The organism is Virgibacillus xinjiangensis, from assembly GCF_042643145.1.
Lineage (GTDB): Bacteria > Bacillota > Bacilli > Bacillales > Amphibacillaceae > Virgibacillus_O > Virgibacillus_O xinjiangensis.
Genome location: NZ_JBHRSA010000058.1, coordinates 48176 through 70964, shown reverse-complemented (window position 1 = coordinate 70964; position 22789 = coordinate 48176). Strand labels below are relative to the sequence as shown.

The following is a 22789-nucleotide window of genomic DNA, read 5'->3' as shown; positions in this document are numbered from 1 at the left end:
TTCTTCCTGCCTCATCTTTATCTACTCAACATAGCAGCTATGCCGGCACTTAATTGCGGAAACAAGATGAAAATGATAACATCCAGGATCAACACCGCGATAAACGGAAGAGCAGGCTGAATCAGCGACTCATATCTGGTGTTTCCTACCTTGGCAGCCACGAACAAGTTCATGCCGACTGGCGGGGTAATCAGTCCGATTGAAAGAGTAACCACCATGACAATACCGAATTGAACTGGGTCCATTCCCAAGGAAGTCACAATTGGGAGCAGGATCGGTGTCAGGATAATAATTGCTGACAGTGCTTCCATAAACATGCCAATCACTAACAAAACAATAACAATCATGATGAAAATGATAAAAGAAGGCATATCGGTTCCACTTACATACTCCCCCATCATATGGGGCACTCGCTCGACCGTGAGCCATAAACCGAAAAATGATGCCGAAGCAACAATCAGAGAGAGGGCCGATACCATCAGCACGGTACTGAGCAGTATCTCCCTGAAAACCGAGAACGTGATTTTCCGATAGACGAAAATCCCGATAAGCAGTCCATACACAACAGCAACAACCGATGCCTCCGTAGCGGTGAAGAATCCACCGTAGATGCCCCCCAGTATTATGACCGGCATTAAGAGAGCTAGGACGGCATCGAGGAAACTTCTTCCCATCTGGCTGAACTTCTGCTGTTTGCTTGTTTTATAGCCTTTCAGGGCAGAATAGATATAGGCTACCACCATCAAGGAAAGTCCGACCATCACACCCGGTATGATTCCTGCAAGAAACAGATCACCAATGGAAACACCACCAGTAACGGCAAATAACACCATGGGAACACTGGGCGGTATGATAACCCCGGTCGTCCCGCCGGCAGCCTGTACAGCAGCCGAAAAATTCCGGTCATAGCCTGCTTTTACCATCGCTGGAATCAAAATAGCGCCAATTGCAGCGGTGGTAGCAACAGATGAACCGGATAATGCAGCAAAAAACATACAGGTCACAATCGATACATGAGCCAGCCCGCCCCTCATATGGCCAACCAGACTCCCGGCAAAATGGACCAGTTTCTCAGAGATTCCTCCATGCTCCATAATTTTACCTGCCAGAATAAAGAACGGGGCAGCCAACAGAGGAAAGGAATCAAGTGCTGAAAACATACGTTGGGGCATTGTGCTGACATCTACACTGCCCGACAAAAAAACGACGATGAACGTAGCTAGACCTAAAGCGACGGCAATCGGAACATTACTAATGAATAAGACGAACAGAATAATCAGCAATGTAATAATCATGTCTCCAACCTCTCCACGCTACCGTTTGGCTGGCTCCAATTCCTTCTATTAATATCGATGACATTCCAAATCTGAAGCAGCCCGCTCACAGGTATAACAGAATACATCAACCCCATCGGCAATGACAATGCCGGGGAAGTCTGACTCATGGAGGAGTTCATCAATTGGATCCCTGTGGTGATCAATAAAATAAAGAATAGAATACAAACAACAGTAACGAACACTTGCAATACCCTCTGTAAATGGAATGGCAATTTTTCCTTCATTGCTTCAATACTGATATGAGTCCCATGCTGGAAGGCTATGCCCCCTCCCAGAAAAACCACCCAAATAAACATGTAACGCGCAAGCTCGTCCGTCCAGGAAAAGGATGAATCAAGCAGGAGACGGGTGCATACCTGTAGAAAAACGAGAGCGACCATGGCGAGCAAAAGAGACATGGTAATAATCTCTGTCGCCCGGTTGATCACATGTAAAATTCTATCCAAACTTCTCCCCCCTCAACAGCAAGAAAGCAAGCTGGCCGCCTGCTTTCTGCCTCTGATAATTACTGAATGGCACTTTTACTCAACCTCTGTAATCCTTTCCACCAGATCTCCGAATCTGTCTTCATGTGTATCATAGACAGACTGAACAGCTTCTCTGAACGGCTCCCGATCAATTTCATCATTCGAGATGATTTTCACGCCATTCTCAGCAATCAGTTCCTGGGCCCCTTCTTCATACTCTGAAAAAATAACATCATGGTAATGGGTATTATTTTCTTCCACTACTTCCATCAGTGAAGCCTGTATGCCATCTTCCAGCGAATCAAATTGCTCTTTATCCATCAACAGTACACCGGCACGGTAATTCATGGCTATTTCTGTATAATGGTCGGTCACCTCATACAGCTTGCCGCCGGTCATCACCACATTGACGGCATCCGTTCCGTCAACCACCCCTTGCTGAATTGAGGTATATAATTCAGTAAAAGGTATGGGCACGGGATCGGCTCCGAGCGCCTTGAAGGTATCAACGAAAATATCATTCTCCAAGGTTCTCATCTTCAGTCCTTCCACATCCGCAGGCGTCCGTATCTCGTGTTTGTTATTAACTAGATGCCCTTCCCCATAGTCCAAAAAAGTCAAAATTTCGTATCCCTGCTCCCTGGCCAGATCTTTTAGTTCCTCTCCGATTTCTCCTCTCAGCGTCTGATGGGCATGATCAAGGTCACGGAATAAGAAAGGCATGTCCAGTACGCCGATCTCAGGAACGAAGTTAGACAGCGCCCCACTGGTCACGAAGGCCAGGTCAATGGTCCCTGACCGAAGCTGTTCGACCATTTCCACCTCTCCGCCAAGCTGGCTGGCCGGAAACACTTCTACTTCAAGAGCTCCTTCGGTTGTCTCACCCAGTTCCTCAGCAACTTTATCTGCAAATATACCGCCTGGATCTGCAGCAGGAGCTGAATGGCCATATTTCAGTGTCAAAGCATCTCCACTGGCGCTTGTCTCATCCGTTCCTCCATCACAGGCAGCCAATAGGGCTAGGAGAAATACTGCTCCCACCATTAACATCATCTTTCTCATACGGCACTCATCTTCCTTTCCTATTTAAATTACTTGCTTGTTATCCTGTGACATGAGGAACGTGGAATTTTCTCCATCATATCCTCCTTTCACATTTTCATCTTCAAACATCCGCCACACAGCGGAAGCCAATGTTTCCGGTAGAACTGTCTGGTGTATTGGAAGTACGCGCCGCTACCCTATAGCGGTTGCAGTAGGAGCGATGGCAAAGATAGGACCCTCCCCGCATTACTTTTGTCTCTCCTTTTTTCGGTCCTCTCGGGTTTTTGGTTCCTCCGCGTTTGCCAACCCTGTTGGTGAACCAGTCGGAACTCCACTCCCATACATTGCCTGCCATGTTATATAGTCCATAGCCATTCGGGGAGTATGCATTCACAGGACATGTTCCTGCATAGCCATCTTCTGCTTGATCCTTAATAGGGAATTTCCCTTGCCAGATATTGCATTGATGTTTATCTCCCGGGGTCAACTCATCTCCCCATGGGTACATCTTTTGCTCCAGTCTCCCACGGGCTGCAAACTCCCACTCTGCTTCGCTTGGCAGCCGCTTTCCCGCCCATCTGCAGTAAGCAATGGCATCATTCCAAGAGACATGGATGACTGGATGATCCATCCGGCCATATATATTGGAGTCCGGGCCCTCAGGCCTCTTCCAGCAGGCTCCTTTGACCACCCACCACCAGGGAGTAGACTCCACCCGCTGGGTGACTTTTTTGGCCGTTTTCGGACTCATATATTGATAAAATACAAAAGACCATCCGAACCTTTCTGCTTCTGTTTTGTAGCCGGTATCTTTTATGAATTTCTGAAATTTCCTATTGGTCACCGCATGGATGTCCATATAAAAAGAAGACACCTCTACCTCGCGTATCGGCTTCTCTCCATCTTCTGGAAAACTATATTTATAATCCGTCCCCATCAGAAACTTCCCTCCGGGGATAAAGGCCATTCCCTGTTTGTCCATGCGATTAGTTTTCGAGGGTTCTGCAACCTGTATATTCCCTTGGGTACCACCCCGACTGGCAGCAAAGCAACTTTTTTTGTTTCCCATGATGAATCCCCCTCTCTGCTTCCCTATCTATAAAGATTGCTTCCACTCCGGAACTCACATCCAAGTCCCAGAGTGGAAGTAATTATCAGAAACTACCATTCACCTATTTACTTCTGTCCTTCCAGATCATAGATTACTTTCTCTATCTCTCCACCAAACTCAAATACACCATTCTCCCCATAATTAGGTGTTACTTGATAGAGACTGTCCTTTCCAATACTCAATCCTTCGAAGGAAAGCTTGAATGGGTGGGTTTGGGCAATTTCTCCCTTTCCGATCTGTTTTTCATCCGCATATAAACTAGTAATGCCTTGATGATCCTCTGTTTTCTCGAAATGCATTTTCACAGTGGTTTCTCCTTCAGGTATTTCCTCATCTGATTCAACCCGATATATTTCATTTCCCATGTTGTATTCATATACCAATCGGTTGTCCTTTAAATAAAGGGTATACCCACTTTGGTAACCTCCAAGAGCTACCAGGACACCCTCCTCTTCTTTACTGTCCCTATGAAGCGGTACGGTAATAGAGAATGATCTATTCAAAATGAAAGGACTGGCAGCTTCCGGCAGGTGGGACATATTCGGATAAAAGATAAATTTATCTTTTGCCCGCTGTGAATCCTCTGGCACGGATAGAAATCCATCTGGTCCCAAGTCTGTCATTGGCAGAACATCATACTTCTTCGCTTCCTTTTCAAATAACTTTTGCATCTCTTTCAGTTTTTTCGGTTCTGCTTCTGCAAGGTTTTTAATCTCTGTTACATCTTCAGCCACATGGTAAAGCTCCCACGGATCATCCTCGAATGGTTCTCCAAGCTGATGACTGGCAATCGCTTTCCAGCCTCCATCATAGATGGCCCTCACTCCATTAGATTCATAGAACTGTGTTTGTTTACCTTCTATTTCAGGATTTACGAGGGACTCAGCGAAGCTCTCTCCATGGAGTTTCATTTGCTTGACCCCGTCAATTTCCTTCGGTAGCTCTACACCGAGAAGATCGTAAATAGTTGGGGTTATATCACTTACATGTTGATATTGCCCTCTGACCTCTCCCTTATCGTCAATGCCTTCCGGATAATGAACGATCAATGGTGAACGGATTCCAGCTTCATATGTCGTTGCCTTATACATCTTGAAGGGTGTATTGCTTACCTGTGCCCATCCATTCGGGAATTCCACCTTTGCTTCATTGGTGCCTATTTTGTCGTAGTTGTCCATCAGTTCATCCATTTCCTGAGGAATGACATTGTAAGTTAAGGTATGATTGATGGAACCATTTGGCCCACCCAATACACTTGCCCCGTTATCCGACATGACCATAATGATGGTGTTGTCGAGTTCACCTACCGAACGAAGGTGCTCGACAAACCGGCCAATCTGCTCGTCTGTATGGGTCATCATTCCTGCATAGGCTTCTTGGAAACGGGCAAATAGTTTCTGCTCATCTTCAGATAGATCGTCCCATGCCGGTATGCCCGGGTTCCTTTCAACGAATTCGGCATCTTCCGGGATGATTCCGAGTTCCTTCTGTCTTTCAAATCGCTGTTTCCTGATGACATCCCAACCTTCATCATACTTTCCTTCGTACATTTCAATATATTCATCAGGTACTTGTACTGGCTGGTGTTGGGAACCGAAGTTCAAGGTAATAAGAAAAGGAGAATCATTGGTCGAAACATGATCGGTAATGTACTGATTAGCCTGGTCGACCATTACCTCTGAAAAGTGATAATCCTCTTCCTCTGTAACATCAACAAAGGTGTTATCGTTGACAATTTCTGGTTGGAACTGATCTGTAGAATCTTCCAAGAACCCATAGAACCGATCAAACCCTTTGCCAAGCGGCCAGTTGTCATAAGGGCCGGAGGGGGTCGCTTGATGGGATGGGGATAAATGCCATTTTCCTAACGCATAACTGTTATATCCCTCACCACCCAGCACCTCGGCAATCGTTCCCGCTTTAGGACTGATACGACCGCGTTTGTTTGGATAGTCAGATCCCATATCGAAGTTGGCTACTGTTGCCATGCCTACTGAATGGGCCTGTCTTCCCGTAAGCAAGGCCGCTCTAGTTGGCGAACAGGTTGGATTCACATGAAAATTATTGTAACGAAGACCATTATCGGCAAGTGCATCTGTATATGGAGTCTCGATTTCCGATCCATAGCTGGCGAGATCAGAGAATCCCGAATCATCCAGTACGATGTATGCAATATTGGTATCGGGTTCTACCTCACTTCCTTGATCAGCATTTTCTGATTCCGTCCTGGCAGTTGCATCCCCTGCATTATCCGAAGAAGCATTCCCTGTAGTGCACCCCGATATCAGGGCTAATGTTGCAGCTGTGGCTGTGAATCTTTTGAGTGGTGATGACCACTTTATTTCGTCCTTCAACTTCAGCAAACAATCACTCCTTAACTATTTGGATCCAAATCATTTCACTTGATACCCATTCATTATTCACTCCCGGCCGCTTCCGGCATTGGTACATGTTTAACCGGCTTCTCTTTTCCTTTCAATGTTTCTCTTAATGTGAAGGAAACAATAGAGGCAGTTAAGAAGCAGACAGCAATAACGACCATGACTGCCGTTAATCCGTACGCATCAGCCAGCACTCCAGACAAACCGATGGAAAGAGCCCCAATCAATTCCCCTGTGCCCATGATCAGGGAATTGGCTGTAGCCATGACAGATCCTGGCACACTCTCTACTGGAATGATGCTTTGATAGATTGTGTTAAGCGCAAGAATCACTCCACCGATCATCACGTATACAGCCAGACTCATCCATGACTCCGGGTAAAGGAAAAGCATCATTGGCGTACCTACTGCCAAGAAAGCATATCCGATCATGGCCGGCTTTCTTCCCACCTTGTCCGAAGAAAAAGGGATGAACACCTGCCAGAAAATAGTCAGTAAACCGAACAGGCCCATGACCAATCCCATTTTGGTTACGGACAACAGGCTGACCTGTGTCAGGTACAATGGTATAAATGAGTTGAACGTCCACATGGCACCCATACAACAGATGCTTAACAGAACACAAATAAGGATATTTCTGTTCTTCAGGACGGAGAAAATCTGCTGGAAACTGACCGACTCTCTGCCAGATGGTTGATTTTCCGTGGATGGCACATCAGGTTTGATATATTTGAGCATCAATAAAGCGGTTACAAAACTTGGGAAGCTTACAAAGAGAAAAGACCATCTCCAATTGAACAGTTCACCCAGTTGGGTCACTACTACAGGTCCAATGGCAACTCCGATTACTGCACTGCCTGCATAGATCAATCCCATATTCCTTCCAAGCTTCTTTGGCCGCGAAACAGCTGCAAGCATGGAAATAGCAATCGGCAGGATTACACCTTCACTAGCCCCAAGCAGTGTACGGACGATTAAGAGATAGCCATATGAACCAGCAAACATCGTAATCAATGCAAGGACGGAGGTTACCATCGTAGCCCAGAAGATAATCTGCTTTTTATGCCCCAGTCTATCTGAGAGAATGGCGAACACTGGGGCAGATACAGCAAATCCGATGGTCTGCCACATGTTGACCTGCCCTATTTGTGTATTGGTCATCGCAATATCTTCGATCATCAAAGGCATGAGCATCGATAAGGCCTGTCTATCCAAAAACAAAAATCCCCATGCCAGAAAGAACATTAGCACCAGCATTGATTCATACTTCACTTCACTCGTTTTCAATCGCATTAACAGACCCACTTCCCCTATTCAATTTTTGTACCCGGATGCTCCTTGCCTGTCAGTCAGTCCTGTCAAAAACCAGTGACAGAGTCTGTAGACAGATTTCTTCTAAACAGAATATTCTGGTAATTAAATGCGCATGTTCCCCCCTTTCATGCTGGAAAAATTCCAACTTTCTATTGTCCCCTACTATAGCTAAGCCGTGATCTGCTCCTTTACAAAAGAATCACATCACGGCTGGACAACACCTCATTTGGAGATTTATATATTCTCTGAAAAATAATCCTTCAGCAGATTGCTGAAGCTTTCATGATGCTCAATCTGCGTCCAATGTCCACAGCGGCTATATACATGCATCTGGACATTCGAAAGATGTGAAAGAAGATAATAGCTGGCATCAATGGAGCATACACGGTCATCACGTCCATGCACTAGCATGACCTCTTGTTCTATCCGCTCCATGGCCGTTACGGGTACCGGAACGGCAGCAGTCGAAAAGATGGAGGCATTGGAACGTTTGATTTCCGGACGCATGGCCGTCTCATATCTTATCTCTGTTACTGATTCAATTTCATCAGCCATTCCTTTATAGTCATAGACGAACCAGCTGAGAATCTGAAGCATTTTCTGAGGCGAAGGTTCGTTGTAGAATCCTTTCGCCCGCGCCAATTCCGGACTTAATTTTGTATTCGGGGTGCCTCCTGGTCCCATCAGTACGACTCGCTCGAATCTTTCCGGATGTTCCAGAAGAAGTTCCAGTGCTACGGAGCAGCCCAGAGAGTTACCGACTACATGAGCCTTCTCTACCTCCAATTCATCGAGCAATTCAATCATCTGGTCGACCCAGTAGCGCATCCATCCTTGCCTGTTCTCCGGCAAAGGATCCGGATGTCCACTATCCCCAAACCCATAGAGATCCGGCGCCACACAGTCATATTGGTCACTGCACTCTTCCAATTGATATCTCCAATTGGCATAAGCCGTTACACCAGGACCTGAACCGTGGAGGAATAGTATCGTCTCCGGATTCCCTTCACCGGATCGGTTTACGTAAGTTTTAAAATTCTTCGTCTGAATGGTTTGTGTTGCATTATTCTGCATGTAAACCAGCCTCCTTGTATTCTAATTTTAAAAATATTCTACCTACTATATCTAGAAGAAATATCACTTAAAAAGCTGGTGGTTTCCAACAATTTTTAGTGGTTGACTTGGTTCAACTGGCCATTCTCCACCTTTTCGACAAATTCCGCTGCATTTCTACCGGCAATCCTTCCAAACACGGAGCCAGCCATCAGACCTGCACCTCCAGGATAATTGAAGTAGAACAAACCACCCACCAATTCTCCAGCCGCATATAAGCCAGGAATCGATTGCCCCAGTATATCTTGGACCTCCGTTTCTGTATTGATCTCCAGGCCTCCATAGGTGAAGGTGATTCCACAAGTGACCTGATAAGCTTCAAACGGCCCTTCATCCAGCGTGTTGGCCCAATTCGATTTTGGCACCTCCAGTCCTTCGGTACAGCGTCCGTCCTTTATATTTGGATGGAACGGAACATCCTTCCTTACAGCTTGATTGTACTCATCTACTGTCTTCATAAAGGCTTCGGCATCTACTCCTACCAGCTTTTCGGCCAACTCTTGCAGCGTATTGGCCGTCACCTTCGTCACCTGCCTGATTTTATACTCCTCACGCAACAACCCGGTCACCTTCTGATCGAATATCTGCCAAGCAAACTGGCCAGGCTGCTCCAGTATCCTTCTGCCATATTTGGCATACGTATAATTTCGGAAATCCGCTCCTTCATCCACAAAGCGTTTTCCTTCTGCATTGACGATGACCCCGAAAGGATAACTTAGCTTTTGGAACCCCTCGGCAAATTCCGGGGCATTCATATCCCCGCCAACTGAATGGGCACCAGACCAATTTCCTGTGGATGCTGCACCGATATCCAGAGCCATTCGGATACCGTCTCCCGTGTTATAACGACTGCCACGGGTTTTTGCAAGATCCCATCCAGGACCCAGATACCTGGTGCGCATCTCTTTATTGGCATGGAACCCGCCTGAAGCAAGGATGACAGATTTGGCATGCACTTCTTTCGTTTTCCCCTTATGTTTGAAGACCACTCCATGGACTCCCTCATCATCATATAGAAGCTCTGTAGCCATGGCCTGGAACAATACCTTTGTTCCTAGCTTCTCCGCCTTCTTATGGAGAGTGTCCACCAGTCCATAACCCCCGCCAACGGATTCCAGGACCATACCTCCCCAAAATTTGAAAAAGCCGTCGACCTTGAATGCCTGCCGGCCGTAGATGGGAACAAAGCGCACGTTATGAGAATGCAGCCATTTCATCGTCGCCAAGCTTTCACTTGTAAGCAATGATGCCAGTTCCGGATCGGTCCGGTAATCCGTCAAACGGCACATATCTTCGAAAAACTGTTCATCTGGATAACTTCCGAAGTCGGTTGTCCGCTCTTCTTCTTCCGTGAGATCGGGCACCACTTCCTTGATATCCTCTATACCTTCATAAGCAAAACGAATGGATCCATGTGTATACGTGCTGTTCCCCCCTTTATGCTTCTCGGGGGATTTTTCCAGTACGAGCGCCCGGGCACCATGCTCACTCGCAGAAATAGCAGCAGACATCGCTGCATTCCCTGCTCCGACAATTACCACATCTGTTTCCAAGTGTTCTCTTTCACTCAATTGGAGACCCTCCCTTTCTGATCACTGTTAGTTGACTGGTCCCGCCCCTTATTGGTGGACATATGCTGTGTACTTTCCGGGACATGGGTGTATGTATGTCCTCTGTTGTTTAAAAAAACAGGAGGAATGAGTCCTCCTGTATGAATATTTCTACGCTTTAACGTACTGTTTCCGGTACTTCGGCAACAAATTTAGCGGCTTCTTCACCGGCAATCCTGCCAAAAACCAAGCCGCGCATCACAGAGGTTCCACCAGGATACTTGCCATGATAAAGGCCAGTCACTTCTCCTGCTGCATACAACCCAGGGATCGGATAATCATCTTGTGAAAGGACACGGCTACGGTTATCGGTTGCAATCCCTCCATAGGTGAAAACATTGGAGCATTGGATCGGATAGCAAATAAATGGACCTTTATCAATTGAAATTGCCCAGTTCGACTTTTCTGGTGTAAGCCCCTTCGTGCATTTGCCGTCCAGATTCTTAGGGTCGAACTCACCCGGCTGTACAGCTGCATTATATTCTTCTACTGTTTTCTTCAGCTTCTCTGGCGGGATATTTATTTTTTCAGCCAGTTCTTCGATTGTTTCTGCCTGTATTGGCGGTTTCTCTGTCTGAATGGCATTTTCATAATCCTCGATATCAAACATCCGTTGATCACTGATCATATAAGCAACATGGTCCGGCAGGTCGAATATCCTCCTTGCCACCGCTTCATATTGTTCATCGATGGTGGAAACACCTTCATCAACAAAACGGCTGCCGGAACGATCGACAAGAATGCCATATGGATAGGTCATCACCGCAGCGTCCCCGCGATTGCTGCGCGGGTCGGATGGCTCCGCATGAAAGGAATCCAGCTGCCCTGAACTTTTTGCACCAAGATCGAATGCCATATGGATGCCCTCTCCCTTATTGAACATCCCTCCAGGTGCGATGGTAGGGAGTTTATACGCATCCTTGCCCAGATATCTGGTCAGCATTTCTGCGTTGCCCTGGAATCCGCCATTAGCAAGAATGACCGCCCTTGTCGTCACTTTTGTGGAAGTGCCATCTTCACTGCGAATCCAGATTTCATTTACGCTGCCATCATCTCCAATTCCGAGGCGCCATGCTGTAGATTGATAGGCGATTTGTACATCCAAACGTTCCGCATGCTTGGAAAGTTGGTCCAAAATGGCCCTGCCGCCTCCGACTGGTAAAAGACGCGGCCGATTTGCCGTCAGGAACAAAGTAGGCAGGTAATCGAACTCCACGCCTCTTTCTTTCACCCAGGAAATGGTCTCTCCTGCTTTCTCACTGAGGGTACGGATATAATTTTCATCACTGCTCCCCCCAGAAAATTCCATCATTTCTTCCACAAAGTTTTCCGCTACCTTCGTTTCGTCTTCCATTCGCAGGTATGCTGCAGTATCCCGCGAGTTTCCTCCTCTTGTTTCATAGCCGGAACGTTCGAGGATCACTACCCGCAACGGGCGGTCAAGACCCTTTGCCTGCTCAGCTGCTGATAGTGCCGCAGCTGTTCCGGCCACGCCACAGCCCACTACAACAATATCGAAATCCATTTCATTGGTATTCTCCGCCATGATAAACCTCCTTATTTTACAGATGTAGCTTCCTTAGAACCATCTTTGCTCCAGAATTTTTCTTCACCCGGTTCAGGTATCCAGCTGCTCGAGGCTGCCCCCGTCTCTTTGACCAGCTTCTCAAATCCTTTGGGATCCTGGTTGATCGCCGGGAAGGTATTATAGTGCATCGGCACATAGTACTTTGGCTGTACCATGGAAACGGCCCGCGCGGCATCACGTGGCCCCATGGTGAAACGGTCGCCGATCGGAAGCATGAATAAAGTAGGTTCATAGATTTCTCCATAGAGTTCCAAATCCTTATGCAAAGCCGTATCCCCCGCATTCATGATCGTAACCCCGCCACTGCGGATGATCAGGCCTCCCGGTGCTCCGCTATCCGCACTATGGAACGCATGAAAAAGGGTTACCTTCAAGTCCTCTTCCAATTCTACGGTACCGCCCATGTTGATACGGATGAACGATTCACCGCTCACGCCGTGCTCTTCAACGAACCGTTTCTCCACCTCGGGCTGTGCCACCACTTTGGCCCCTTTCTCAATCAGTGCCGGAACGTCTTTCACATGATCCCAATGATCATGGGTAATCAAGACATAATCTGCCTCGACATCTTCCACATCGCCAGGATTCTTCGGGTTTCCCGTATACCACGGATCGATGACCAGTTTCCTTCCTTTCGCTGTCTCCAATTCCCAGGAGGAATGTCCCATCCATCTTGTTTTGATATAGTTCTCTGCCATTGTTTGTCCATCTCCTTTGCATAATTTTTTCCTGTCGGCTTACCAGGCGCTCCATCCACCGTCCACCAACAATAATTGGCCGGTCATATAGTCGGAAGCCGCGGATGCCAGAAAGAGGACGACACCCTTGATTTCTTCCGGTTTGCCGAGCCGTCCGAGAAGCGTCCGCTCAGCCATGGCTTCCAGACGGCCCGGCTGGTCGGCAAGCGGCTGCGTCATATTGGTCGGATAAAACACGCCAGGTGCGATACAGTTTACTTGGATATTGCTTTTGCCCCATTCTGAAGCAAGCCCACGGGTCAAATTCACGACCCCCGATTTGGATGCGTAATAGGCAGGCTCCGGCAACGGGCCGACCAAATTGGAATAGAGGGAAGAAACATTGATGATCTTCCCGCTTTCCTGACGGAGCATCTCCCTGCCGACCCGGCGGGCGACCAGCCATGAGCCGGTCAGATTGACATCGATGATCCGTTGCCATTCCTCCAGCCTTGTATCCACAGAAGGCTTCCGAAGCATAGCACCCGCATTATTATGCAGGATGTCTATGTTCCCATAAGTATCCACGACGCTACGGACGGCCTGATCCACGCTATCTTCCTTTGTGACATCAATGGACACAGCGATCGCTTCCCCACCAGCCTCCTCGATGGCTTTCTTCGTCAGTTGAAGATCCTCTTCCCTCGAAGGAAGATCGGCCACAGCCACCCGACATCCAGCCTCCGCCAGGGCAATCGCCGACTGCGCGCCAAGCCCGCCCATTCCTGCGCCAGTAATGAAAGCTGTCTTTCCGGTTAAATCGAATAATGACGACATCATACTTCCTCCCGATCTTTGAGGGATTTATTTAACAAGTGATAAGGTATAGAATTTTAACCGTTATTCCAATCATAAGCAGGGATAGCCAAGTCCAGCTCCAGCGACTAGAAGACTTCCCTCACCTACGTACGATAAGTCAACATCGACTCTCTACAGTCGTCGTGTTTCCTTTATCTCCTGCGGGGACGATCACTAAGACCGCCGCTTTGCGCGACAACGTCGATCCACCCGCGATGCGCGGGCACAGTCCGTACGTCGCTGACCGGGCGCTTATGTCTTTAATCCACTGCCTTTGAAAGGTTCCTCAAGGTCTCCCTTACCGCAAGGCCTTTATCTTTTTCAACGCTTGGCCTTCCATCAAACCCGTACATCTCCCGCAGTCTTTCCACCGCTTCTGCCGGCGGTTTGGCATGGAAATATCCTTTCCTGGTCATATAGACACCGGAATTCTTCCGCAAGTCGGCAAGTGATTCACACATTTTGATGCCTGAGGCAAAAGAATCTACCACCGGGACATCCCCGATCCGGGAAATGCCATGGGTTGCCAGGAAGACATTCATTGGTCCTTCCCCAGGTACAATCACGTCCGCCCCTTCTGCAATGGCCTGTTCTGCCGATGCTTGGAAAGAGGCAATGATCGGCTCGGGATCTTCAAAACCGGCGAGCACATCATCGAAACCGGATTCCAAAGGAACGATCGGTCCAAGTTTTCCTCCCAATCCATAACGCTCAGCATTGGCCTGCAGTTCTTCCGCTAGAGGCCGGAGGAAATTGACGATGCCGATCTTGTCCCCCAACATGGAAGCCATATGGAAGGATGCCTGCCCATAACCAATAACCGGAATGTCCACCAGTGTGCGAGCCTCCATCAGTCCTACATCGGGAATGGTCGCAATGAACATCGCATCATATCCTGCCTGTTCAGCGATGAGCGCCGCCTGAACGAATTGTTCCCTGTGCAGGTTCTGCAGATAGGAATGGGTAATGAAATGACCTGGATAATGGGTTGGATATGTTTCTTCGTCCATGCCGTGCATGACCACTTCCACATCTGGTCGTGCGATCTTATCAATATGCTTCAGGATGGCATCCCGGTATGCCGGCACACGGTCAATGGTCGTTAAGCTTTGATGCCAGATTTTCAAACAATACACCTCCTGGAATATTCATTGGTCTGTTACTGTTTTGTTAATGTCTTGCCTAATGCGCTTTTAACGGCAACCCTGCCGAAAATAGCGGCCTTGCCCAGTGAACTTCCGGTCATATAGCCTGCGCCATGAAAACCTCCGGCAATTTCACCGGCTGCAAACAGACCCGGCACCGGCTCACCATATGGGTTCAGTACTTCTGCCCTTGGATTGACGGAAAGTCCGGCATAGGTTGCCAGCATGGCCACTTTCGTTTCAAATGCATAGAAGGGAGCCGTACGGATTTGCGTCGGTTCACCGAAGTGATGGGTGAGTGTATTACGGCCGAATGCATCTTCTCCCTTCTCAATCCCTTCATTGTATTCCGTAACGGTAAGCTGAAGGGCTTCCGGGGATATGCCGATCAGTGCTGCCAGTTCTTGCAGATTGTCGGCTTTCTTTATCAGCCCTTTTTTCAGAAGCTTATCGAAATCATACAGTTTATCTCCGGGAACGCTTTGATCCATTACTGTCTGATCCCATATTTGATAGGTAGAGTCCTCTTCCTCGCGCAAAGCTGCATTTCCAAGCAGCTTGTAGGAAAGTGATTCGTTGACGAAACGCTTACCTTTCTGGTTGAGGATGATTGCTCCTTTGTAAAAAGCAAGGGCCTGGGACTTCTCCGGACCCTCTGCCGTTGGATGAAATCCATAAGTACCGCTCAAATATGGAATATCCCTCATCCAGGCTCCATGCTCCCATGCCATCTTGATCCCTTCCCCTTTATTTCCAGGGCCTCCAATCCGGATGGTCCGTTTCAAGTGGGGAGCAAAATGTCCGAGCAACTCTTTGCTATGGGAGAAGCCTCCACTGGTAAGAACAACCCCCTTGTCTGCATATGCCGCCTGAGGCTTGCCCACTTGTTCATAATAGACCTGATCCACTTGGCCAGTTTCTCCTCTTCCTAGCCGACTTACTGGAGAGTTGACAGCAATGGTCACATTCGGCAGGGCCGCAGCATGACCATAGAGTGCTTGAATGGCCTGGTGGGAATCAATCGTATGGCCCCGCGGCACACTGTGTCCGCTGACTGCCTGAATGGAGAGGAAGTGGATTCCATGATCCACCAGCCAGTTATAGGTATCCAGCTGCAATTCCCCATAGGCTGCTACCAGTTTTTCATCATTTACTCTTCCGCCTACTTCCAGCATATCCTCGACAAGGGTGCTGGAGCTGTCTTCCATCCCCTGGTCCTGTTGCATGTTCGTTCCCGCAAAAGCCATATATCTTCCACTCAGGACGGAGCTTCCACCGATATCCTCCTCTTTTTCCAATAGCAGGACATCAGCCCCCTGTTCACCTGCTTCCACAGCCGCACATAGTCCAGCCAGGCCACCTCCCACGATCACCAGTTCAAACTCCCCCATATCGATCACATCCTCTGCCACATTTGAAATCGGTTACAAAATTAGCGGTATTATTTGAATTGCCTAAGCTTCAATGGTCAATTGATTTTCTTCTTTATCCTGTACGGTATCTCCCCAATAGGTATTTCCTACACTTCGTTCTTCTTCTGTCCATACAATCGGCTCCCAATCCGGTTCGAAGATTAGATATCCGCCACTGAACAATTCCACCCGGCACCCGCTTCCCGGGTCCATCACATATAGATATAATGCTTGGGAAATGCCATGCTTGCCGGGGCCGATGAATTTGATTCCTTGTTCACTAAGGATATCTGCCGCACGAAGCAAATCTTGCGAATCATCCAGCCAATAGGAAATATGGTGGAACTGGTTAGGGGTGGCCGCATTTGGTCTCGGACTTAAAGCAATATCATGGACAAGATTGGTAACACTCAGCCATGCTGCCTTCATCGGCTCACTCTCTCCACTGACATATTCACGCAGCTTGAACCCCAACTGATCTGCTAGATAGTCATGGATTTGCGAAATATCCATCGATGTAGCGATATTTACATGATCAATCCTTCTTGGTGAAATCCCTTTTCTCCAGGATTTGTAGCGCTGGTTCTTCAGGACGGAACGCTTATCCTCTTCTGCCAATGGTTTATCCATGTCATAGTAGATCTCGAAAGCATGCTGGCTTGGCAGTTTGAAGCGGATGGCCTCTCCCTGGCCAGTTTCCTCTCCAGCTTTCACCCATTCCACATCTGTCCCAGCCTTTTCAAGCAATAATGCAAACCCTTGCACATCCTCCGGCCGCTTTGCTTTCCAGCCGATATGATCGACCCTCGCCTTCTCTCCTGCTTTCAGGGAAAACGTATGGTGCTCAAAATCGCCCCATGCTCTCATATAAATGGTTTCTTCCTTCTCTTCTGTCACTTCCAAGCCGATCACATCTCTAAAGAACCAAAGGGATTTCTCCAAGTCAGGTGTAATCAGTGCCACATGGCCCAATTTAGCTATCTCTGGCAATGTCATTTGTGTGCCTCCTCTAATTTGGTTTCAACTGCTACAACCAAAGGTTATCTTACTTAGAGTTTAGAAAATTTACTCATTTGATTCTAGAGTAAAAAACATTTAACTTTGTTCCAATTTCAAGGGAATTTTATTGGTTTCTTCTTGAAACTCCTTTCGAGCGTACCGCACATAAAAAGGCTCTTTCAGAGGTCGATGTAGACCAGCTGAAAGAGCCTATTGGGTCAAGATCATGTATTCAATAGAAAAGAGCCATCCATGCTTGAATACATGATGACCCCTCCTGCACATGTTGATAGATAGCCTGTCGAATCTATCATACATGATCCTATTTTTCGAATGTAGCAGTAACTGTTCCAAGTCCGGAAAATTCAGCCTTGAATGTTTCGCCGCCTTCTATGTCTACTGCCTTGGAAAGGGCACCGGCAAGAATCTTCTCTCCCGCTTTGAGGGAAATATCATATTCACCGACAGCATTGGCCAGCCAAGCTACCGCTGCAACTGGATTTCCCATGACTGCAGCTCCGGTGGCTTCATCCAAGAACTTGTCGTTCTTATAGACTTTCATTTCTACATTGGGCAGGTCAATAGCATCCAACGAACACGTTCCTTCACCAAAAATCGCTCCGGCAGAAGAACCATTGTCAGATACTGTATCCTCAAATTTGATCTTCCAGTCGCGAATCCGGCTGTCGATTATTTCAATTGCTGGAACTACATAGTCAGTGGCATCCATGACATTCTCAGCAGTGACTCCGGGTCCCTTCAAATCCTTTTTCAGTATAAAGGCTATTTCAAATTCCACTCTTGGTTTGATGAAAGGGGAAATGGAAATGAGGGAGGCATTCTCATAAATCATATCATCGAGCAAATGCCCATAATCCGGCTGGTCGACCCCCAACATTTCCTGCATGGCTTTACTGGTGAGACCAATTTTCTTCCCGACAATTGCTGCTCCCTTCTCCGTTCTCTCCCGTACATAACCAAGCTGAATCTGATAGGCTTCATCTACAGAAATTCCTCTGGATGAAAAGGTGAATGGTTCAATCGGTTTTCGTGTCTTTTCCGCATCCAATATGGAGAATACGCCATCATCTATAGTTACTGGCATTTGTCCACCTGCTTTCTGCTAATTTACGAATATGCGTAGACGGCTCCTTCTCTAACCTTGTGGCGGAGCGTGACAGAGACCTCCTCCCCTTCCAGGCAACTAAGTCCGCTATCTCCTGGAAAGTAGATGCGTCCCTGCATATGTTCCACGCACACATTCATCATTACTATATCGCCTTTCGTTTTTACGGTAGCCGTATAACACCCCGGAGAAGGGAGCATATAACAGGAGAAGGCCTCCAGAGAATCTCCATTCCATTCCCCTTTTATTTCATAAAACCTCCCGACCAGCTGATGAAGTTCCTCCACATTCCCCTCATGGATCACTTCACGTATCCAGGTCGAGCTGATTTTTCTCCCCTGATATTCCACTTTACCCACCTTTGTGGTACAGATCCTTCCCCCGGAATGCTCCTCCAAGCTGTCAATATTGCCTGCCCCTTTAAAGCCATAAGAAAAATCATAGCCTGCGACAGCATGGATGGTACCGAAACGCAATAGATATTGCTCCACATAATCCTCCGGAGAGAGGGAAGCGAACGATTTATTGAACTCAACAATATAGAACCGGTCGACCCCCATGGTCTGCAGCACTTTTGCCTTCTCCTCCAGGGGCATCAGGTAATCGAACGTCACTTCCCCTTTGGAGAGGACGGTCTTTGGATGCGGAAAGAAACTCATGACCGCAAGAGCAGCCCCTTCTTCTTTCGCCTTCCTGCCTGCCGTTTTAATCACTTCTTGGTGGCCCTTATGAATACCGTCGAAAAAGCCCAATGCAATCACATTCTTGTCAGATTGCTGCTGCCAGTATTCAAGATTTTGTTCATTCAAATAAATCGTTTTCATTTATTCGCACTCCCTCCGGTCAGATTCTATCATCTATACAGAAGTCTCTACCTGCAATTCCTCCAGCCGGCGGTATTTGCCGCAAGAGAAGATAAGCGGTTCGCCTTCTTCCAATTTAATATCGGTTACTCTTCCCATGAATAATGTGTGGTCGCCTTCCACGTGTTCTCCTGAAACTTCACAGGAAATCTGCGCCAGAGAATTAGGCACTACAGGGACACCATCCAATTGATCGAACTTGAATTCTTGATCATACTCGATCTGTCCAGCAAAGATCATGGATTCCTTCTGCTGTTCGGCAGATAGAATGCTCACCGAAAATGTTTGGCTCTGTTTGATTTTATCCAGCATGGAGGCATCCTCCTTGATAGAGATGACAACCAGTTTCGGGTCCAGAGATACAGACATGAACGCATTTGCTGTCATTCCATGAGCCTTTCCATCCACCTCTGTCGCTATCACATTGACACCTGTTGCGAATTTCCCCATTGCGTTACGGAACTGACGATCTTCCATGATAGAATTCCTCCTTCATAATTTATAGGTTCCTACATCCTACTCCCATTTTGGAAAGCGCTAACATTTCCTCCTAAAAATATACTTGCTGCTAACATCCTGTCGGCCAACAACCCAATTGAATATTTCCAAAAGTTTAACTATATTTCTTATTTTCTATTCTACGTAGTAAATACTCACTTTTCTAGAACAAAAAGTGTTGTGTTTCGCAGAAATTTCCGTTAAATTTTATTGGTTTCCTACGAAAATATCGGGGTACCTGGATGATTACAGTTGAAGTTCATTCAACGCAATCAATGAATCAAGAATGAGAAGCAGTTGATAACTTTGCGCAGGATTACGGAGATCCTTGCCAATCAATTTTTCTATCTTATTCTTCCTATACGTCAGTCCACTCATCGACAGCGCAAGATCATCCATGGTCTGCTGCAAGTTGCCCCCATTGGAGAGAAACACATATAATGTCCTTGTCAATTCATTGTTTTTCTCTTTGTCCGCTTCAAACAGAGGACCTAGTTCTTTCTTGGCCATCTCCTTGACGATCCCGGTGTTTTTCGAATTGATGAGTACACCTAGAATACCAAGGTCTTCATAATCAGCGATTTTTGACCCCTCAGACATTCTAAGTGTAATCAACGCTTTCTCCCGGCTTTCCTCTATATCCCCAATTTCTTCCGCTTCATCGCTGATGGCAATCTTACTGGAAAAGTCAGGCAAAGCATGCTCCATATGCTGGTGCAGCTTTTCAAGGAGCTTCAGGACATCGGCTTTCTTCCTTGTGCTTGAGGGAATATACATGGTGATCCGGTTATCGTAAAAGCCAACAAGAGCTTTATGCCCTTGTATATCAAGGAATTTTGAAATGGTTTCCAGCACGTGCTCCTGATCCTGCGTATTACTGTTCATGACGGCAATATAGTACGGTTGCTCAAAATCAAAATTCATGTAACGTCCACGGCTGATGATCTCATCCCTGCTTGCATAATCTCCCATCAGCAGTTGTTCCAGCAGGTTTCCCTTCATCTTCTCCAACGCTTCAAAGCTGGTTTTTTCATTTAACAGAATCAGAGAGCACACATTTGCCATCCTTTCAATAAATGGAACATCCTGTTCAGGACTCCGCTCTAAGCAATCCGGATAGACGAAAGTGCAATATCCGACCACTTTTTTCTGCAGAAAGATAGGATTGACCAGGCGTACATGGCCAGGCATTTCCAGTTGCTTAGTCTTGGTGAAGCAAGGAAGTGCCTGTCCATTCTTCCTGCTTACCAGTTCTTCCTGGAACTCGCTATCCAAGCGTAAAAATTCTTCCTTACCCAATCCTGAAAAGGATATATTCTCAAAGCTGAGGTCTTCGATAGACACAGGGATATGCAGGGAGTCATGGACACTGTCTGCAATATCTTTCAGGCCGCTGCCATTGGAAACACTTTCTGTCAGACGCTTATGAAAATCCGCCACCATGTCAATATAATTCCGTTCCTTCAGGAGCTGTTCATACGTATATTCCAACTCTTCCACAATCGGCTTCTCTTCGTAATACTTTCTTTCCTGCTGTGTTTTGGAATCCCAGTCATCCAGCAATTTCGTTTCATAGATACATTCTTCATCCCCCTTGCCAACACAACTTGTTTCCACCACCAACACTTTCTGTCTAGTCACCGTAGACATATATCCATTGGCATAGCCAGTCAATGTATGGCAAACAGGGTTGTCTGAAACACCGTGATGCTTGATATGCTCCTTTGCTTCAAAGGAGTCAATCCACCTGCCGATCCCTTCAAAGGAAGTGATATCGTCGTCATTTTCCCTTTCCACCCGTCTTTCCGACTGTATATCGCCCACATGGCCTGTATTCAAATGGAGAAGGGATGCCTGCTTAAGGAGGAAATCCAGTGAATCATCTTTCTTCATGGCTTCCTCCGCATCCCGTGCGCCAAGCCTCCACCCATAACGGAGCAGAAAGCCTTTCACTCGATCTACGCCCAGGTTGTCGATCAGTTCCCTTCGCAGCAATCCAAATGCTTCCGTCGTGGAAAGGATCTCCTTGGTCCCTTCTTCCAGCTCGGCGGTTTTTGCTTCTATGGAAACAGGGTCATTTTTTTCCGAGATCATGCTACCAACCTCCTGATCTGATTTTGAACATTTTTAATAGGTAACACAGGGCTGTGTCTCCTTGTTTAGATATAGAGTTAAGCATCGGGGACATAATAGAAGAGGAAACAAAATTGAAAGCAGGAGCCTGCCCGTTCAGCGGACAGCCTCCTGCTATGATGGTCCTGTACCAAGAGGTTATGCCTTGATCGTCGGGTTGTTCTCCAGCTTATTATCCATCTGAACGCCCCAGACAGTGAACCCTACATCCATCTCATCAATGGTCCACTCAATCGGCTCCCAATCAGGTTCAAAAATGAGATAACCTCCGGTGAACAACTCCACGCGCATGCCGCTGCCCGGATCCATGACGTAAATGTACATGGCCTGGGAGATACCATGCTTGCCCGGACCGGCGAACTTGATACCGTTTTCAGAAAGGATATCAGCTGCCCGCAGCAAATCACGACTGTCATCTAGCCAATAGGACATATGGTGAATCTGATTTGGTGTCGGAGATTCAGGATCATGGCTTACTGCGATATCATGGACAAGGTTGGTCACACTCATCCAAGCTCCCACCAGGGATTCATCCGGCGCCTTTACATACTCCCGCATCTTGAAACCAAGTTTATTGGCCAGGAAGTCTGTAATCACCTTTGCATCTACCGAAGTAAGGATGTTTACATGATCGATCCTTCTTGGAGACACCCCTTTGCGCCAGGATTGATAAGTCTGGTTCTTCAGAATTGATTTACGGGAGTCATCTGCTGCTGTTTTTTCCATCTCGAAATAGATTTCAAATGTGTGTTCACTTGGCAGTTGGAATCGAATGGCGCTTCCCTGTCCTGCCTCTTGTCCAGGCTCGATCCATTCCACATTTGTTCCCGTCTCCACAAGTAGTTCGGCGAAGAGTGCCACATCTTCTGCTCGCTTTGCCTTCCAGCCGATATGATCGACCCGTGGTTCTTTCCCTTCCTTCAAAGAAAGCGTGTGGTGTTCGAAATCCCCCCATGCGCGGAGATAAACGACACCGTCCACTTCTTCTGTCTCCTCCAACCCGATGACTTCTTTGAAGAACCATAAGGATTTTTCCATATCCGTTGTTTCCAATGCGACATGACCCAGCTTGGCAATTTCTGGTATATTCATCTTTTTTCCTCCTGTTTTATGT

At 47.2% G+C, this 22789-nt stretch carries 19 protein-coding genes; all 19 read right to left on the bottom strand.

Annotated features, from left to right (window positions below):
* Positions 1 to 17: 17 nt before the first annotated feature.
* The gene (locus ACFOGI_RS16420) at positions 18 to 1295 is read right to left on the bottom strand and encodes a TRAP transporter large permease (protein ID WP_390274963.1); all 1278 of its coding nucleotides are present in this window, start codon (positions 1293 to 1295) and stop codon (positions 18 to 20) included.
* Positions 1292 to 1783 carry a TRAP transporter small permease gene (locus ACFOGI_RS16415; protein ID WP_390274961.1) on the bottom strand — a complete coding sequence of 164 codons (492 nt, stop codon included), beginning with the start codon at positions 1781 to 1783 and terminating at the stop codon, positions 1292 to 1294. Before ACFOGI_RS16415 ends, ACFOGI_RS16420 begins: the two co-directional genes overlap by 4 nt.
* A 75-nt stretch (positions 1784 to 1858) precedes the next feature.
* Positions 1859 to 2866 carry a TRAP transporter substrate-binding protein gene (locus ACFOGI_RS16410; RefSeq protein ID WP_390274957.1) on the bottom strand — a complete coding sequence of 336 codons (1008 nt, stop codon included), beginning with the start codon at positions 2864 to 2866 and terminating at the stop codon, positions 1859 to 1861.
* 103 nt (positions 2867 to 2969) lie between these two features.
* Positions 2970 to 3917, bottom strand: a complete 948-nt coding sequence (locus tag ACFOGI_RS16405; protein ID WP_390274954.1) for a formylglycine-generating enzyme family protein — start codon at positions 3915 to 3917, stop codon at positions 2970 to 2972.
* A gap of 107 nt (positions 3918 to 4024) precedes the next feature.
* Positions 4025 to 6322 carry an arylsulfatase gene (locus ACFOGI_RS16400; RefSeq protein ID WP_390274951.1) on the bottom strand — a complete coding sequence of 766 codons (2298 nt, stop codon included), beginning with the start codon at positions 6320 to 6322 and terminating at the stop codon, positions 4025 to 4027.
* A 53-nt stretch (positions 6323 to 6375) separates the two neighbouring features.
* Entirely contained in the window at positions 6376 to 7632 is a 1257-nt protein-coding gene (locus tag ACFOGI_RS16395; protein WP_390274948.1) for an MFS transporter, read from the bottom strand.
* Between the two features lie 255 nt (positions 7633 to 7887).
* A complete protein-coding gene (locus tag ACFOGI_RS16390) occupies positions 7888 to 8727 on the bottom strand; it encodes an alpha/beta fold hydrolase (protein WP_390274945.1) in 840 nt (279 codons plus the stop codon).
* 95 nt (positions 8728 to 8822) lie between these two features.
* Positions 8823 to 10337, bottom strand: coding sequence for an FAD-dependent tricarballylate dehydrogenase TcuA (tcuA, locus tag ACFOGI_RS16385; protein WP_390274943.1), 1515 nt, complete (start codon positions 10335 to 10337; stop codon positions 8823 to 8825).
* 157 nt (positions 10338 to 10494) lie between these two features.
* Positions 10495 to 11922, bottom strand: a complete 1428-nt coding sequence (gene tcuA / locus ACFOGI_RS16380; RefSeq protein ID WP_390274940.1) for an FAD-dependent tricarballylate dehydrogenase TcuA — start codon at positions 11920 to 11922, stop codon at positions 10495 to 10497.
* A gap of 11 nt (positions 11923 to 11933) precedes the next feature.
* Positions 11934 to 12662, bottom strand: coding sequence for a metal-dependent hydrolase (locus tag ACFOGI_RS16375; protein WP_390274937.1), 729 nt, complete (start codon positions 12660 to 12662; stop codon positions 11934 to 11936).
* Positions 12663 to 12701: 39 nt separating this feature from the next.
* Positions 12702 to 13478, bottom strand: a complete 777-nt coding sequence (locus ACFOGI_RS16370) for an SDR family NAD(P)-dependent oxidoreductase (protein WP_390274934.1) — start codon at positions 13476 to 13478, stop codon at positions 12702 to 12704.
* 281 nt (positions 13479 to 13759) lie between these two features.
* Positions 13760 to 14626 (bottom strand): aspartate/glutamate racemase family protein, encoded by an 867-nt coding sequence (locus ACFOGI_RS16365; RefSeq protein ID WP_390274931.1) that lies wholly within the window; start codon positions 14624 to 14626, stop codon positions 13760 to 13762.
* Positions 14627 to 14658: 32 nt separating this feature from the next.
* Entirely contained in the window at positions 14659 to 16035 is a 1377-nt protein-coding gene (locus ACFOGI_RS16360) for an FAD-dependent oxidoreductase (RefSeq protein ID WP_390274929.1), read from the bottom strand.
* A 63-nt stretch (positions 16036 to 16098) separates the two neighbouring features.
* Entirely contained in the window at positions 16099 to 17052 is a 954-nt protein-coding gene (locus tag ACFOGI_RS16355) for a VOC family protein (RefSeq protein ID WP_390274927.1), read from the bottom strand.
* Between the two features lie 325 nt (positions 17053 to 17377).
* Positions 17378 to 18160 carry a 2-keto-4-pentenoate hydratase gene (locus ACFOGI_RS16350; RefSeq protein WP_390274924.1) on the bottom strand — a complete coding sequence of 261 codons (783 nt, stop codon included), beginning with the start codon at positions 18158 to 18160 and terminating at the stop codon, positions 17378 to 17380.
* 23 nt (positions 18161 to 18183) lie between these two features.
* Entirely contained in the window at positions 18184 to 19005 is an 822-nt protein-coding gene (locus ACFOGI_RS16345) for a riboflavin biosynthesis protein RibF (protein WP_390274921.1), read from the bottom strand.
* Between the two features lie 33 nt (positions 19006 to 19038).
* Positions 19039 to 19521: a flavin reductase family protein gene (locus ACFOGI_RS16340; RefSeq protein ID WP_390274918.1), complete on the bottom strand. Its 483-nt coding sequence runs from the start codon at positions 19519 to 19521 to the stop codon at positions 19039 to 19041.
* A 267-nt stretch (positions 19522 to 19788) separates the two neighbouring features.
* A complete protein-coding gene (locus ACFOGI_RS16335; RefSeq protein ID WP_390274916.1) occupies positions 19789 to 21636 on the bottom strand; it encodes a XylR N-terminal domain-containing protein in 1848 nt (615 codons plus the stop codon).
* A gap of 177 nt (positions 21637 to 21813) precedes the next feature.
* The gene (locus ACFOGI_RS16330; RefSeq protein ID WP_390274913.1) at positions 21814 to 22767 is read right to left on the bottom strand and encodes a VOC family protein; all 954 of its coding nucleotides are present in this window, start codon (positions 22765 to 22767) and stop codon (positions 21814 to 21816) included.
* Positions 22768 to 22789 lie beyond the last annotated feature (22 nt).

Coding starts and splice junctions, on each gene's coding strand:
- ACFOGI_RS16405 (WP_390274954.1), bottom strand. CDS start 3,917: ATGGGAAACAAAAAAAGTTGCTTTGCTGCCAGTCGGGGTGGTACCCAA.
- ACFOGI_RS16345 (WP_390274921.1), bottom strand. CDS start 19,005: ATGAAAACGATTTATTTGAATGAACAAAATCTTGAATACTGGCAGCAG.
- ACFOGI_RS16420 (WP_390274963.1), bottom strand. CDS start 1,295: ATGATTATTACATTGCTGATTATTCTGTTCGTCTTATTCATTAGTAAT.
- ACFOGI_RS16390 (WP_390274945.1), bottom strand. CDS start 8,727: ATGCAGAATAATGCAACACAAACCATTCAGACGAAGAATTTTAAAACT.
- ACFOGI_RS16350 (WP_390274924.1), bottom strand. CDS start 18,160: ATGCCAGTAACTATAGATGATGGCGTATTCTCCATATTGGATGCGGAA.
- tcuA (WP_390274940.1), bottom strand. CDS start 11,922: ATGGCGGAGAATACCAATGAAATGGATTTCGATATTGTTGTAGTGGGC.
- ACFOGI_RS16410 (WP_390274957.1), bottom strand. CDS start 2,866: ATGAGAAAGATGATGTTAATGGTGGGAGCAGTATTTCTCCTAGCCCTA.
- ACFOGI_RS16395 (WP_390274948.1), bottom strand. CDS start 7,632: ATGCGATTGAAAACGAGTGAAGTGAAGTATGAATCAATGCTGGTGCTA.
- ACFOGI_RS16375 (WP_390274937.1), bottom strand. CDS start 12,662: ATGGCAGAGAACTATATCAAAACAAGATGGATGGGACATTCCTCCTGG.
- ACFOGI_RS16340 (WP_390274918.1), bottom strand. CDS start 19,521: ATGGAAGATCGTCAGTTCCGTAACGCAATGGGGAAATTCGCAACAGGT.
- ACFOGI_RS16360 (WP_390274929.1), bottom strand. CDS start 16,035: ATGGGGGAGTTTGAACTGGTGATCGTGGGAGGTGGCCTGGCTGGACTA.
- ACFOGI_RS16330 (WP_390274913.1), bottom strand. CDS start 22,767: ATGAATATACCAGAAATTGCCAAGCTGGGTCATGTCGCATTGGAAACA.
- ACFOGI_RS16355 (WP_390274927.1), bottom strand. CDS start 17,052: ATGACATTGCCAGAGATAGCTAAATTGGGCCATGTGGCACTGATTACA.
- ACFOGI_RS16370 (WP_390274934.1), bottom strand. CDS start 13,478: ATGTCGTCATTATTCGATTTAACCGGAAAGACAGCTTTCATTACTGGC.
- ACFOGI_RS16335 (WP_390274916.1), bottom strand. CDS start 21,636: ATGATCTCGGAAAAAAATGACCCTGTTTCCATAGAAGCAAAAACCGCC.